Source organism: Deltaproteobacteria bacterium (genome assembly GCA_019308905.1).
GTDB lineage: Bacteria > Desulfobacterota > BSN033 > WVXP01 > WVXP01 > JAFDHF01.
In genome coordinates this window covers 1-14,076 of the sequence record JAFDHF010000053.1, presented here as the reverse complement: position 1 = coordinate 14,076, position 14,076 = coordinate 1, and the positions used below count along the sequence as shown (strand labels likewise).

Annotated in this window: 11 protein-coding genes and 1 pseudogene; 2 read left to right on the top strand and 10 right to left on the bottom strand. The window is 56.7% G+C overall.

The genetic code is table 11. The annotated features are described in order from the left end of the window. Entirely contained in the window at positions 1-360 is a 360-nt protein-coding gene (locus JRJ26_15385; GenBank protein MBW2058870.1) for a MoaD/ThiS family protein, read from the top strand. 11 nt (positions 361-371) lie between these two features. Beyond that, positions 372-1,568: a mandelate racemase/muconate lactonizing enzyme family protein gene (locus tag JRJ26_15380; protein MBW2058869.1), complete on the top strand. Its 1,197-nt coding sequence runs from the start codon at positions 372-374 to the stop codon at positions 1,566-1,568. Here JRJ26_15380 and JRJ26_15375 read toward each other — a convergent pair. The 10 genes and pseudogenes from JRJ26_15375 to mtbB all read right to left on the bottom strand — a co-directional run bounded on the left by JRJ26_15375 (position 1,565) and on the right by mtbB (position 13,814). After that, entirely contained in the window at positions 1,565-2,710 is a 1,146-nt protein-coding gene (locus JRJ26_15375; protein MBW2058868.1) for an iron-containing alcohol dehydrogenase, read from the bottom strand. The two genes, JRJ26_15380 and JRJ26_15375, sit on opposite strands and share 4 nt — an antisense overlap. Positions 2,711-2,883: 173 nt before the next feature. Further along, positions 2,884-4,479: an ABC transporter substrate-binding protein gene (locus tag JRJ26_15370; GenBank protein MBW2058867.1), complete on the bottom strand. Its 1,596-nt coding sequence runs from the start codon at positions 4,477-4,479 to the stop codon at positions 2,884-2,886. A 219-nt stretch (positions 4,480-4,698) separates the two neighbouring features. Continuing rightward, a complete protein-coding gene (locus JRJ26_15365; protein MBW2058866.1) occupies positions 4,699-6,363 on the bottom strand; it encodes a methylmalonyl-CoA mutase family protein in 1,665 nt (554 codons plus the stop codon). A gap of 294 nt (positions 6,364-6,657) precedes the next feature. Continuing rightward, positions 6,658-7,392 (bottom strand): FadR family transcriptional regulator, encoded by a 735-nt coding sequence (locus JRJ26_15360; protein ID MBW2058865.1) that lies wholly within the window; start codon positions 7,390-7,392, stop codon positions 6,658-6,660. Positions 7,393-7,606: 214 nt separating this feature from the next. Then, complete coding sequence (gene pylD, locus JRJ26_15355) at positions 7,607-8,437, bottom strand: 3-methylornithyl-N6-L-lysine dehydrogenase PylD (protein ID MBW2058864.1); 831 nt, start codon at positions 8,435-8,437, stop codon at positions 7,607-7,609. Further along, positions 8,434-9,624 carry a 3-methylornithine--L-lysine ligase PylC gene (gene pylC / locus JRJ26_15350; protein ID MBW2058863.1) on the bottom strand — a complete coding sequence of 397 codons (1,191 nt, stop codon included), beginning with the start codon at positions 9,622-9,624 and terminating at the stop codon, positions 8,434-8,436. Before pylC ends, pylD begins: the two co-directional genes overlap by 4 nt. Then, the gene (gene pylB, locus JRJ26_15345; protein ID MBW2058862.1) at positions 9,621-10,769 is read right to left on the bottom strand and encodes a methylornithine synthase PylB; all 1,149 of its coding nucleotides are present in this window, start codon (positions 10,767-10,769) and stop codon (positions 9,621-9,623) included. Before pylB ends, pylC begins: the two co-directional genes overlap by 4 nt. Further along, complete coding sequence (locus JRJ26_15340; GenBank protein MBW2058861.1) at positions 10,766-11,413, bottom strand: corrinoid protein; 648 nt, start codon at positions 11,411-11,413, stop codon at positions 10,766-10,768. Before JRJ26_15340 ends, pylB begins: the two co-directional genes overlap by 4 nt. 91 nt (positions 11,414-11,504) lie before the next feature. Then, entirely contained in the window at positions 11,505-12,338 is an 834-nt protein-coding gene (locus JRJ26_15335; GenBank protein ID MBW2058860.1) for a pyrrolysine--tRNA(Pyl) ligase large subunit, read from the bottom strand. A 60-nt stretch (positions 12,339-12,398) separates the two neighbouring features. Then, positions 12,399-13,814 (bottom strand): annotated as a pseudogene (gene mtbB / locus JRJ26_15330) ([dimethylamine--corrinoid protein] Co-methyltransferase). Between the last annotated feature and the right edge of the window lie 262 nt (positions 13,815-14,076).

Genomic DNA, 14,076 nt, shown 5'->3' with positions numbered 1-14,076 from the left:
ATGGGGCGCGTAACTGTCGAGTTGTGGCTCTGGCTGGGCAGGCATCTGGGGGAGGATTTCGAACCCCTCTCTGACATGCGTTCGGTAAGAGACGAGGAAGTTCCGGATGGAACGACGGTCGGCCAGATGCTGGAGAATCTCGCCCAGAGGTATCAGGCCATTGCCGAGAGAGTGTTCGACCTCCAGTCGGGAAAGATCCGTCCTGAGGTAGTTGTGAATTATAACGACCGTGTCGCCAACCCTCACACGGTCCAGGGCATCGCCTTGAAAGAGGGCGACAAGATAACAATCCTGCCTCTTTACGTGGGAGGTAGCTCTCAGGCTGAGGGTCCGTCTTCGAGGACAAGACCGGCCGGATAGGGAAACCTACGGTGAAGATATCAGACGTAAAGACCTATGTGGTTGGTAATCCACCCCCCCATTATGGGGGGCGTTACTGGGTATTCTTGAAGCTTACCGCCGACGATGGTGTGGAAGGCTTTGGTGAGGCCTACTGTATACCCTTTCACCCGGATATCGTGGTAAGGATGATCGAAGATGTGGCCGAGCGATATGTCCTGGGCTGGGACCCCTTCAAGATCGAGAGGCTCTGGAGGATCATCTACTCCAGCGGATATAGCCAGCATCCTGATCTTACCCTTGTGGGTGTGCTGAGCGCCATCGAGATGGCCTGCTGGGATATCGTTGGCAAGGAGCTAAACAGGCCTATCTATGAACTGTTGGGGGGGCAGGTTCACGAGCGGCTGAGGTCTTACTCCTATATCTATCCCGAGGAATCGGACAGGGGGGACGTATATACCGATCCTGAACTGGCCGCAGAAAGGGCTGCTCAGTACGTCGAACAGGGATTCACCGCGGTGAAGTTCGATCCAGTCGGCCGTTACTCCGCCTTTGACCCGAGGCAGCTATCCCTGGAGGTCCTGGAAAATGCGGAGAGATACGTAAAGGCCGTCCGCGAAGCCGTAGGTGACAGATGCGACCTCCTTTTTGGAACTCACGGTCAGATGACCTCCTCCAGTGCCATACGTCTGGCAAAAAGGCTCGAAAGATTCGACCCCCTTTGGTTGGAGGAGCCAGTGCCGCCAGAGAACGTAGAGGAGATGGCAAAGGTGGCACGTTCGACCAGCATTCCAATTGCAACAGGCGAGCGTCTTGCAACAAAGTATGAGTTTGCCCGAGTGCTCGAAAGGCAGGCGGCTTCTATTCTGCAGATGGCCCTGGGCAGAGCGGGCGGAATACTGGAAGCCAAGAAGATAGCCGGAATGGCTGAAGCACACTATGCTCAAATTGCACCCCATCTGTACTGCGGGCCCATTGAAGGTGCCGCAAACATCCAAATCGATACCTGCAGCCCGAATTTTCTGATCCAGGAAGGAATAAAGACCTGGGACGGCTTTCACGCCGAGATCCTGAAGGAACCCATCAGATGGGAAGAGGGGTTTATCATACCCCCAACAAAGCCCGGCCTTGGTGTTGAACTGGACGAAGAGGTTGCAGCTAGGAACCCTTACACCGGTAGGAAGCTCCATCTCGAGCCGGCAGATAGGCCGGTTTATGATTTGGATTAAAGACTCAAAGCGCGCCGGGCAAGTTCCAGGACATCCTCTCCCGAGATTTCCCGGGCGTTATTCTCGAGCATGGGCTTGTTCTCTTCAGACATCATCACGGCGGCCAGTGTCTCTGGGTCGATCCCCTCGTCAGCCAAAGATCTGTCGATGCCGGCCTGTTCAACCAGGACTCTGAACGCCGGAGCAGCAGCTTCAGCTTTTCTGGGACCACCGAGTGCTTCTGCCACGGTGGCAAAGGCTTCAGGTGAGGCCTCTGCATTCCAGCCCAGGATCGCGTCCATACCTATGGCAACGGCTCTGCCGTGGGGTATGCCGGCGATCGTCGCCAGGGCGTGACCGATCGAGTGGGCCGCCGCTGTGCCCGTTGTACCAAAAGCGATACCCGCCAGGGTAGCAGCGATCAACATCCCCCCTCTGGCGTTCATGTCTTCAGGATTTTCAATGGCCCTCATGAGATGCTCTTTCCCAAGGCGAATGGCCTGGAGAGCAAAGGAATCGGTGAAGGGATTCCTCTGCTGGTTGGTGCAGGCCTCTATGGCATGAACAAGAGCATCGATTCCGGAGGTGGCTGTCACATGAGCGGGTAGGCTGGATGTTAAAGTAGGATCGAGCACCACCGACTCGGCCAGCAGCTCCCTGCCCCATGTCCAGACCTTACGTCCTTCGCTGGTGGTGAAGACGGCTGTACGCGTCACCTCGGATCCTGTTCCAGCAGTCGTGGGAACCATGACCCTCTTGACTAGAGGTTTCGGCAACGGGCGGGCACACAAGGCATAATCCTCTACTGGGAGATCACCCGCGGCTATGACGGTAGCGAGCTTTGCAGTGTCGAGGGCCGAACCTCCTCCCAGGCCGACGACAAAGGACTTTCCAAGCCGGCGAAGGATCGAAGCGGCCCTATCGACCGTCTCGGCTTTCGGCTCACCTTTCAGGTCGGCAAGGACGATTACATCGTAGCCCGACCGTCTCAGTATCGATTCTGCGCGAGCTACGATCCCTGCCCGGGCAACCCCCGCATCGCTTATCAACAGTACCGGACTCTTATCTCCTCTCAGCTCGGCAATGTCCTCACCCAACTGTTCCACTCTGCCGACCCCGAAGGAAACCCTGCCCACTCCTGGAAAGGAGAAGGAGTTTATCATGATCGCCTCTTTGCCGGAGGTGAAGACAAGGAGAGAAAGCCCCCGCAACTGACACCACCCCTCTTGAAACCATTCGATCCCGGCAAAAATGCCGGCCCTCCTTGGGCGGAAAAGGCTTTCTCTCTCGCAAAAGAGGGCCGCAAACCCCTAGGAGCTTGCGGCCCTTCGGGACATCATTCAAACCACCAACGTTCAGACATCCTCTGTCCGTCTAGTTCCAGGTTTCCTGCCAGATTCCTGTATTTGAGCCTGGTCGTTGCAGCCTCCACGACATCTGCGAACATCGGAATAACAACTCCTCCTTCATCACGAACAATCCGCTGCATTTCCACATACATGGCCCGGCGTTTCTTCTCATCGAGCTCTGAGCGAGCTGCCACGAGCAGTTGGTTGAAACGCTTATTCTTCCAGAAGGTGTCGTTCCAATTGGATTTCTCCCAGTAGGCGGTGGAGAACATCATGTCGGATGTGACCCGGCCAGCCCAGTAACACATGCACCAGGCTTTTTTCATCCAAACATTGCTCCAATACCCGTCGTTAGGCTCTCGAACCACCTTGATCTTGATTCCAGCCTTAGCGGCACTTTCCTTGTAGAGGAGCGCGGCGTCTATGGCTCCGGCAAATGCAGCATCGGCAGCATGCAGCTCGAAGGTATGATCCAGCTGCCCAGCCTTTTTCATCAGATACTTGGCCTTATCCGGGTCGTATCTTCTCTGGGGTAATTCAGATTCGGTAGCGTGAAACCGGTATGTCGGTCCGATGGGGTGGTCATTGCCCAGGCTTCCATAACCCCGGAGAATCGTTTTCAACATCTGCTCCCTGTTAACGGCCAGTTTCAAAGCGAGCCTCACCCTATTGTCGTTAAAGGGAGCAACGTCTGTCCGCGTGGGAATCGAATAGTGGAGCGGACTGGTAACCCTTACGATTTTGATGCCGGGACTCCTCTTGAGGAGATTAACCGTCCTGAGTTCGCATCGGTCCAAGACATCGATCTGACCTGTCTTCAGGGCATTTGTTCTGGCACTTGAGTCTGCGATTGAGATAGTTTCTACCTCGTCAAAATGAGCCCGCCCCTGTTTCCAGTAGTTCGGATTTCGTTTGGTCAAGGCCTTCACACCCGGCTCGTAGCTCTGGAGTATGTAGCCTCCGGTGCCTACCCCCTTTTCGAACTCGGCGCCTTTCGTACCCGCAGGGAAGATAGTCAAATGATAGTCACTCACGATATAGGGGAAGTCGGCGTTGCCACCCTGCAGGAAGAAGACTACCGTGTACTTGCCGTCCTCTTTGATCTCCTTGATCGAAGAGAGGATGCTCTTCGCACCCGATTTCGATTCCGGCCCTCGATGATAATTGATCGAATATATGACGTCCTCCGCGCTGAGGGTTTTCCCATTGTGGAATTCGACGCCCCTGCGAAGCTTGAAAGTCCATTTGCTCGCATCAGCCGAGGGTTCCCAGCTCTCTGCCAGTTCAGGAATAGCATTGCCCTTGTAGTCGATTTCGACCAAGCAATTGCGGATCTGGAAGTTGATAAAGACCGGCATGGTGCTGTTCAAGGTCGCCGGATCCAGCGAATTGGTCGTGGACCCGCCGGTGCATCCCACCCTCAAACGGCCTCCCCTCTTTGGAGTCTCGGCCTGCGCCGGGCTCGTCAAAATGGCAGGTGAGAGTGCAGCACCGAGCCCCAAGACTGACGCGCGAACCAGGAACTCGCGCCGGCTGATTTGCCCCTTCCTGAACATCTCCTCAAGTTGTTTCAGTTCAGACATGGTCCTTCCCTCCTTTCTGATTTCTAACTTCTAGGGTTCTCAACGGGCCCGGTCTCCTGCCCGTGGGAACAACGAGGATCGCACGTGCAAAGTCCGGGTTCGAAGATACATAAGAAAATACAGTACACTACTGTATTGGACTACCATCGTATCACCATACCCCGCCCTTTTGTCAACCCTCCGACTGGCCCTCAGCCTCCCCTCCAGGAATCTGGACCCTCAGCCCTTCTCCTCATACTCGCCAAAGACCGCCCTGAGAGCATCTGTTATCTCGCCAACAGTGGCATAGGCTCTCACGGCATCCAGCGTAGGAAAAACCAGATTGTCCCTGCCTTCTGCCGCCTCCTTTACCGCCAGGAGTACCTCCTGCAAGCGGCCCGGGTCTCTCTCCTTCTTTACCTTCTCGAGCTTTTCCCTCTGCGCTCTTTCCACTTCCGGACGGATCCGGGTGATTTCCTTTAGAGGGGCCTCCTTTACGGTGAATTCGTTGAGGCCAACTATGATCCTGTCTTTTGTCTCGATACTTCTCTGGTACCTGTACGCGCTCTCTGCTATCTCTCCCTGGATATAGCCGGATTCGATAGCCTGAACAGCGCCTCCCATGGCTTCTATTCTTTCGATGTATTCAGAAGCCCGGCCCTCGATTTCGTCGGTCAAGGCCTCAACAGCATAAGAACCGCCGAGGGGATCGATAAAGTCGGCGACCCCGCTTTCGTGTGCGATGATCTGCTGGGTTCGGAGGGCAGTCCGCACCGTCTCCTCTGTAGGGATGGCATAGGCCTCATCCTTGGAATTCGTCTGCAGGGACTGCGTCCCACCGAGAACAGCGGCCAGAGCCTGAATCGCTACACGGACCACATTGTTATCGGGTTGCTGACGAGTAAGGCTGCACCCAGCCCCCTGTGCATGGAGGCGGAACATCCATGAAGCGGGATTCTTGGCGCCAAACCTCTCTTTCATGATTCTTGCCCAGAGTCTTCGGCCGGCTCGAAACTTGGCTATCTCCTCCAGAAAATTGTTATGGGTATCGAGATGAAAAGACAGCCGGGGAGCAAAATCGTCTACATCGAGGCCCGCATCAATGCCCGTCTTCACATAGGCTATCCCGTTTGCCAGCGTAAAAGCCAGCTCTTGGACTGCATTCGATCCTGCCTCCCGAATGTGGTACCCACTGATGCTGATCGTATTCCACCGGGGGACATCATCCCTGCAAAAGGCGAAGATGTCGGCGATAATACGCATGGACGGCCGCGGTGGAAAAATATAGGTCCCTCGGGCGATGTATTCTTTCAGTATGTCGTTCTGGATTGTACCTCTCACCTCTTCGAACCTGACCCCCTGCTTTTCCGCAACGGCGAGGTACATAGCAAGAAGGATTACGGCCGTAGAATTGATGGTCATGTTGGTGCTTACCCGACCAAGAGGGATCCCGTCGAAAAGGGTCTCCATATCCGCCAGCGAATCGATGGCTACACCAACTCTTCCTACCTCACCGGCAGCCAGGGGATGATCGGAGTCGTATCCCATCTGAGTGGGTAGGTCGAAGGCCACGCTCAGGCCGGTCTGTCCCTGGCCGATGAGATACTTGTACCTCATGTTTGTTTCCTCCGCCGTGGCAAAGCCCGAGTACATCCTCATGGTCCAAAGCCGGCCCCGGTACATGGTCGGCCGAACTCCGCGGGTGAAGGGGTACTCACCCGGGAAGCCGAGGCGCTCCACGTAGGCCTCTTCAGATATGTCCAGGGGAGTGTAGAGCCTCTTAAGCTCGATGCCGGAAGTGGTCTCGAATTCTTCCCTTCTCTCAGCCACCCGCTTGATCGCCTCGGCAACAGTGGTCCCTTCCCATTTTCTGAGCTTGTCTTCCAGTTCTCCCTCGTCTCTCATGGGCTTCTCTCCTCATAGTTTCCCTTTCTCCGCCTGCGGGTCAATTCTGCCTGGGAAGGCTGGGTGGGTGTCTGAATATCATAGTATGACCATACCATAAAGAAGCAGTCTGTCAACCTCCCAAAGCCCTGGAGTTCCCTCGTCTCAGGACGCCCGTCTCCCGCGAGGGCACTGCCGGATAGAGAATCCGAGCAGACCGGAGGGCCATGTCTATCCTTTGACAATTACACAGGAACTTCACTGGATTCGCTGACAGGAAGTCTCGACCCGAGGGGGAGGAAGAGGTCCGCGCATTTACTTCCTTTGCACCTCTCTAACGGCATTCTCCCTTTCCCGGTCCGAAAGGTACTTTCGGAGGGCCCGCTGTACACGGAGGATATGGTTTTTCATATGCTTCTGTGCGCCCAGAGCGTCTCCTCTCTCGATGGCTTTGAAGATCTTGATATGATAGTTCATTGCACTCTCGGTCATTTCCGGAACAAGGGTCATGAACTCCGCCATGAACTGCTTTAGAAGATCTCTGATCGTCTGTATGGCCATCGTAAGGACGCGATTCTTCGAGGCTCTCGCGATCAGGAGGTGAAAGGCCAAGTTCTTTTCCGCATAGGAATCTATCCGACCCATGCTTAACTCCTCTTTCATCTCACGGAGGAGTACCTTCATATCCACTATGTCCCGGGGAGTCACGTTCTTTGCAGCCATGAATGCAATCACTGATTCAATGTGCTGGCGGGCCTCCAGGAGCTCAAAGGCCATTTCATTGTCCACCAGTAAAAGGGATGACAGCGATTCAGCCAAGAAGGAAGGATTGAAGGAACTCACGAAAGTACCCCTTCCGTGCTGCAACCTGACAAATCCCATCAGGGAAAGCTGCTTGAGTGCTTCCCTGAGAGCCGTCCGACTCACCCCGAACATAGCCGCCATCTCATCGTGAGGAGGCAGTTTCTGGCCGGGCTTGAATTCATTACTCGCTATCCGCTGCTGAATCTCTCTAACCAGGGAAGAGGTGAGCGTTCTTCTCTCTATCATTTTTATGGCCTTAATAGTAATAGTATGATAAGAAGATATATCTTCATTATCCCTGCCCTGTCAACTCTCCCCGCCTTCCGCGAAAGGGAAAGTCAGGGACGATCGCAATTACACGAGAGACGTCTACCAGCGTATGAAGTCAATGGGTCGGTTTGTGGAGCCTGACCTTTGGAGAACGCCCTTTTTGAGTCGGAACCGGCGCCACGAAACCGCCTCATAGGTCACCTGCGGATGCAAGGGAGGTGATCATCATGGTGGCAACACCGATTTGAAGGGGATCGTGGATCAGGCGGTCTCCGATTCGGGTCCGCGCTCCGGAAGTCAATCCGAGAGGAATTCCCGGAGCAGCCACGAAGGTCGCTGGCTTGATGTGCCTTACATCGATGATCCCTGCCGCCGGGCAGGCATCGACGACAAGGGTGTAGCGCTCAAGGGCCTGATCAAGATCATCCTCCACCCTGCCACCCACCTCCCCGGCCAACCCCTCTGCCCTTCCTGGTTCAGGATCGAAGATCCCAATCTCTCCGCCCATCTCACTGAGGATCTTCGCTGCTCCCGAGCCTACTCTGCCGGCACCCACCACCAGCACCGGGCTCCCCCGGATTTTACCGCCTGCCAATCCCTCCAGGGCAGCCCCATAGCCTCTCCCGGTTGCCTCACTGTTCTCCACAACCCGGCGGGTCGAGAGGTTGATAGCCACGAAAATGGCATCATCTGCCAAAAAGACCATCCCTGCTCCCCCTTCGACCGCCTCTGCAAGACCTGCCACATCCGGCCGGGCCGGTACAAAGACCTGGAAGCCCAGATGGCCGATGATCTCCTTTACCGCCTGGACGAATCCGGGTATCATGCCCTTGCCGGCGGTTACGGGAATGACGCCTACCTTCAAGCCAAACCCGGCATCGGGGATCCCTTCTTCATCGATCCCAGCGGCCCTGCATCCGATCTGTCTGAGGCTCCTGCCGGTCTTGGCCTTCAACTCTCGGTCATAGGCGTCCAGATTGCGACCCAGTCCAGCAAGGTCTTCGGCTCTCAGCCGCGTCACTCCGGCCCTCCTCCTGACGGGTCGGAAACCGCCATCCCCGGATCTTGGTACCCGGCAAGGTTGCAAGCTTCCATTATCGTATGGATCACCCGGCGCCGTCTTTGCCAGGCTTTTTGGAGGTCCCCGCCGGTCACAATCAGGGTAGCCACCCACGGGCGGTCCAAAGAGGAGAAATTCGTCAGGGCCAGATCGGCTCCGAAGAAATCGCTCTCCATGTGCAAGGGACCTGCTGTGGTCATGATATGCTCACCTGAAACCTCCAGGCGGCCCTCCCACACCCTAACGTGCTCGTAGATCACACCCCGCGGCGCTGCAGTAAGGGAAAATTCCGGCAACCGCGAGCAGAGAAAGACCTCCTGCAGAAACGCCAGCATGTTGGCGCCTGTTGACTGTTCCACCACAGCAGGGGTCTGGCTCGGAAGCCGGGCATCTATCTCGAGGAGCTTGAGACGCCCCTCGTGGAGAACCACCTCCACGTCCATGATTCCGTTGAGCCGGAGAGCCCTGGCAAGAACACCGGCCGTCTTCCTGAATTCCTCATCCAGCGCAGCCGGAAGATCAACAGGGGCAAGAACCCGCTTGCAGTCGTAGGTGGAGTCCATCTCGAGGGCCGTAACCTGAAGAGCAACACACCGCCCCTCAAGCCCGATCACCTCCAGAGAATAGGAGGGGCCTTCCAGATACTCCTGTATCACCCATCGGTCCAGTTCGGATCTGTGGTTCTTGAGAAACAGGCTCAGGCTTTCCTCGTCGGAGATCCTGACAACGCCCCTGCTCCCGCTCGATTCGGCGGGTTTGGCCACAACGGGCAACCCGCAATCCGGCCATCGCCCGGGCATGGGAAGACCGAGACGGGAAAAGAGGCGATCGCTTCTTATCTTCGAAGATGTTACGCCGTAGGCATCCAAGTCGAGGGCCAGGGGAATCCCGCTTCTACCGGCCGTTTCGGCAAGGGACTGAAGAACCTCTGTCTCTTCCACGGCCGGAACGACTAGATCCACTTCGCCGAGGATCACAGGGAGTCTCTCCCTCTGCTCGACCACGTCCGTCTGAGAGAAGAAATCGCAGAGTCCACGAGCCGGAGGTGATGGATCTTTGTCGACGAGCATCACCTCCCATCCAGCACGGCGAGCCAGGTAACACGCCTCCACTCCCTGGAGTTTTCCGCCGATCACAGCGACTCTCACGGTATTTTCCCCGTCTCGAGCTGCCGGCTCTCCTTCCTGGCCCGTTCACGTGCGATCCACAGGCCGTACTCTCCCGCCCTGGCCGTCTTCAGCCCCATCCTCTCCAGGACCGCTCTTACTCCCCCAACAGTCCGGTATCCCTCTTCCACGTCGAGAACGCTCTGGGAGACACCGACAAGGCCCGTACGGGGGGGAATAAGGGAGGTCACCACATTGGCTCCTGCAAGAAGGCGGTCCTGCAAGCCCTTTATCCCCCCCACATCGAGAGACGCGGGGATAAGTCTGTCAGGAAAGAGAAGCCGCATCAAGGCGATGGTCACCAGCTCGCGGCGGCTGGTGGGGGGAGAGGTCCTTCCCATGGGGGTTCCCCTTTGCGGCACGAAGGTCATCACTCGAAGCTGATGAGCCCCGAGGCTCCTCATGGCTTCCAGTGAGGCAAGGATATCCGCGGAGGAGTCTCCTACCCCTGTCAGAATCCCCTCCTCAATTAGCATACCCAGCCGCCGGGCCTCAATCTTGGCAGCCAGACGCCTGTGAAAGTCCTGGTCCGGCCTGAGTTCCCTGAACAGCTCCGGATTATGGGTCTCCTGGTAACATGCGTACCAGTCGGCGCCGGCCTCGGAGAGCTCCTGGAGCCTCTCTCTGGAAACCACCCCTGGGGAGATCATCACCGGGAGGCCGGTCTCGACCTTGGTTCTCTCGACCAGATCGAGGAGCTCATCCGCCCCTGCACCGGCCTGATCGAAAAATGGATCCTCTCCCATGGTGAGATCGATAAGGTGAACCCCCGACTCGGCCTGCCTGAGGGCGATCTCGAGAATCTCCTCCGCACTTTTCCGATATCTTCTGGCCAGGAGATTCGATCTCCGATACAGGCAGAAGGTACAGTCATTTCGGCACCATGTGGAGAAGTAGACGAAACCGTAAAGGAATACGGAATCTTCGAAACAGCGGCTGCGAATCTCCCTGGCTGTCTGAAAGAGACGGTCGAGGCCTGCATCATCCTCCAGGTCGAGGAAAAACCCGATCTCCTCCCTGTTCAGGGCCTCCCCCCTTTTGGCTCTGAAAAGGACCTCTTCGAGATCGAATCCAGAAGAGGGAGTCCCCGACCTCTCCCCGCGACCAATCTTCAATGCCGGCTTCATCCTTTCCCGAGGAGTTGTTTGGCCTTCCTCACACCGTCGGCTGCGTCTTCTGCAAAGGCATCCGCCCCGATCCGATCTGCCCAGCGCTGCGTCACAGGAGCCCCTCCGACCATGGTCTTGTATTTGTCTCTCAAGCCGGCCTTTTTCAGCTCTCCTATCAGCCGTTTCTGTACGTCCATGGTTGTGGTCAGCAGGGCACTCGATCCGATGATGTCGGCCCCCACCTTCTCGGCTTCTTCGATAAAACGATCAATGGGAACATCCCGTCCCAGATCGTACACGTTGAACCCGTTGGCCTTGAAAAGGGAGACCACTATCGTCTTCCCGATATCGTGAATGTCTCCCTCAACGGTTCCAATAACCACTTTCCCCTGTTCCTTGTCCACATCGGTGGTGAGGGCCGCATTGATGATCTCCGTCACCCTCTGCATGGCTTCGGCCGACTGAATGAGTTCCGGGAGAAAGAGTTTCCCCATTCCGAAAAGATCTCCCACCTTGTTGATCCCTGGGATGAATCCCTTGTTCATGAGTTCCATGGGATCGATTCCCTCTCCCAGCCCCTGTTCGGCGAGCTCTTTGGCCCGGTCTGCATCACTCTCCACAATAGCCTTCTGGGCTCCCTCGAAGATCTCCTCCTTTGTCATTCGAAGTATCCTCCTTTCATCGCTTTCCTCGGGCTTCAGCCCCTCAAACCCGTACTGCTTCCGGCTGCCGACCTAATCCTATCCCTTCCCTCTACATGTTCAGACGCACCCCGTCCAGATACTCCAGGCTCCGGCTGACCCGCTGGATGTTCCGGAATCCCTTCCTCACCATGGCGAGCCTCTCCAGGCCGAAACCGACTCCCACCCATGGATCGAATATCCCCCAAGCACCATCGAGGCGGTGAGGTCCCATGGCCGCCGAACCCAACTCCACCTCTGCCACCACATCGAGCGTCTCTCCGTAGACCTCCGACTCTTTGGTGACCAGTTGGTACCTATCGATTCCTGCCGCCTTCATCACCAGGCCGATCAGTTCTTCCAACCGTTGACGCCTCGCTGCTTCAGGGAGCCCCAATTCCACGAGATTGAGCATGGTGAACTCACTGGTGTGTTGCCCGCCCCGGGATTCCTTGCGGAAGCAGGGGCCCACTTCAAAAATCCGGATAGGCTTTCTCCACAAACGAATCAGACGTCTCAAGAGAGCATAAAGGTTAGGTGCCAGCATGGGCCTCAGGCATCGGTTCTCTCCAACCCAGAAAACCTGCCAGCTCAGAGGGTGATCAGCGGTGATAGACATCTTGGCCAGCATCTGGCGGGTGAGCAGGACCGGGGTGAGTACCTGGACGAATCCGGCACCCGTCAGAGCCTCAACCAGTCCGTCTTCGAGTTCGCAGACAAATGGTCTGAAGCAGGAGCGTTGGAGGGTCAAGAGCCTCTCTCGTCCCTTGCGAGCAGCCATTCTCTCGATACTGCGGAACGCCTCGTCCCGTGCACGGGTGTCCTTGAACCCTTGTTTCATCAACTCCGGCAGAACGCCCATCTCCTTGAGGCGCTGTTTCTGGACAGTGGAAAACGGCACTGCCACCGGCACACCCCCTAGCACTTTCGGCACCGGCCTGGATCGACCCAACCCCGCAACCAAACCCTAAGAGGAGAGGCCGACCTTCCTCTTGAACCTGTTGACACAGTTGATCTCTATGCCCAACAAGTCGGCTATGCGAAACTTGGCGTCGATCCCCTTGGCCACCTCGGGAGTCTCGTTGACACGGCCGAGATCCAGATCCTCCCTGATTTCACTCATCACAACCGGATCCGAAATATCGGCCACCGAGATTCCGAGTCTGTCTGCCACATATTTCTTGGCCTCGTCAATTCTCATCCCCCGGGACATCTCCATGCGTGCCACCAGATCTCCGGCGGTACGCATGCCACCCATCCCTGAGGCGATTGCATGGGCCACATGCATGCCGTACGGGTCTCCAACCCCCACCTACAAACCGTCCAGCCTGGCTATCTCCACAGTGGCCTTTGAGGCCCTCGAAACGGCATCCACCGGCGGAGTAAGGGTCAGGGGTACGCCCCCCACGCCCATGCCCAGATCCGCATGGATGGGAATCCCCGAGCCCTCGGAGCAGGCCTTCGTGAAGGTGACCGCCCGGGCCAGATTCCAGGGGAGAGACTTGTGGGTCACGATATTGATGGCGGGCCCGAAGATGGTAACCCCCGCCTTTTCTGCCAGTCTTCGCTGGTCATGGGGATACAGACCAGCCAGCCGGAGGCCGCCGTATGAAACCTCTCCGTGCATCCCCAAGACGAATTCCGAGGCCATCCCCATCTCAATACACATCCGGGGATACTTCTTCCTCAGGATCTCAACCGCCCTTAATGCAGCGAGGAACTCAGCATCCCCTGCAGCACCGGTGGTATCAAAATTGATCCCGTCTGCACCGGCTTCGTACATCTCGCTCGCCACATAGACCATATCTTTGACCGCGTGCTCCACGGCCTCCTCGTAGGAGGCCCTGGCCTCCGATATCTTCCCCATGGGTAACAGATCCGCCGGATTCGGGCAGGGGCCGTCCGGCTGGCTGTACAACCCGAGGTTAGGCATGGCGCCGTAGAACACCGGGGCTATGGTCAACAGCAGGACCTGCTCCATGATGGGCTTTTCGAATACGACGATCGGCTTGACCGGTTTGAAACTGTAGTCGATGTGAGCGAGCTCCAGGGTATCGGCGCCGAGAGCCCTCTCAAAGATCTGCAGAGACTGGATCTTGCTGACCGATATGTGGGCCCGCTTGATCTTTGTACTGCCGCTGTCGTAGCTGAGGACTACCTCCCTTCCCCTCTCCACCCCCATGCTCTTGTCCGGGCATTCAAAAATCTCAAACAGGTGCTGTAGCTCTTCCCTCTCCAGTGGCGGTACTCCCGCCCGTTCTGCCGCGTCTTCGGTCCCTTCCTCCAGATCCTTTCTCACCTCGGCCTCGGACAGCTCAACGGCGTAGCCGTCACCGAGCCTCGTCTGTATCTTTCCCACCCGAGCACCTCCTTTCGGTTTCATCTTCGATTCCACGCCCCACGCACGAGAAGAAAGAAGGGGTCAAGTCTCGATTTGAGTCTTTTCACGAGAAAGACTCGTCCCCACGATCTCCAATCACCCCCATACTCTCTACCAGCCTCTGCTCAGCAAGTCAACCCTTCCTCATCGAGAGCAGCGATTCCGTAACTTTTGCCGGCGCGGATAGTTAAGCCCCCGAAAAGGGCTAAGTTATGTTCGACTAGGCGAGATTCGGATTGGGGAGTAGGTTGGATTTAGTGGCTGA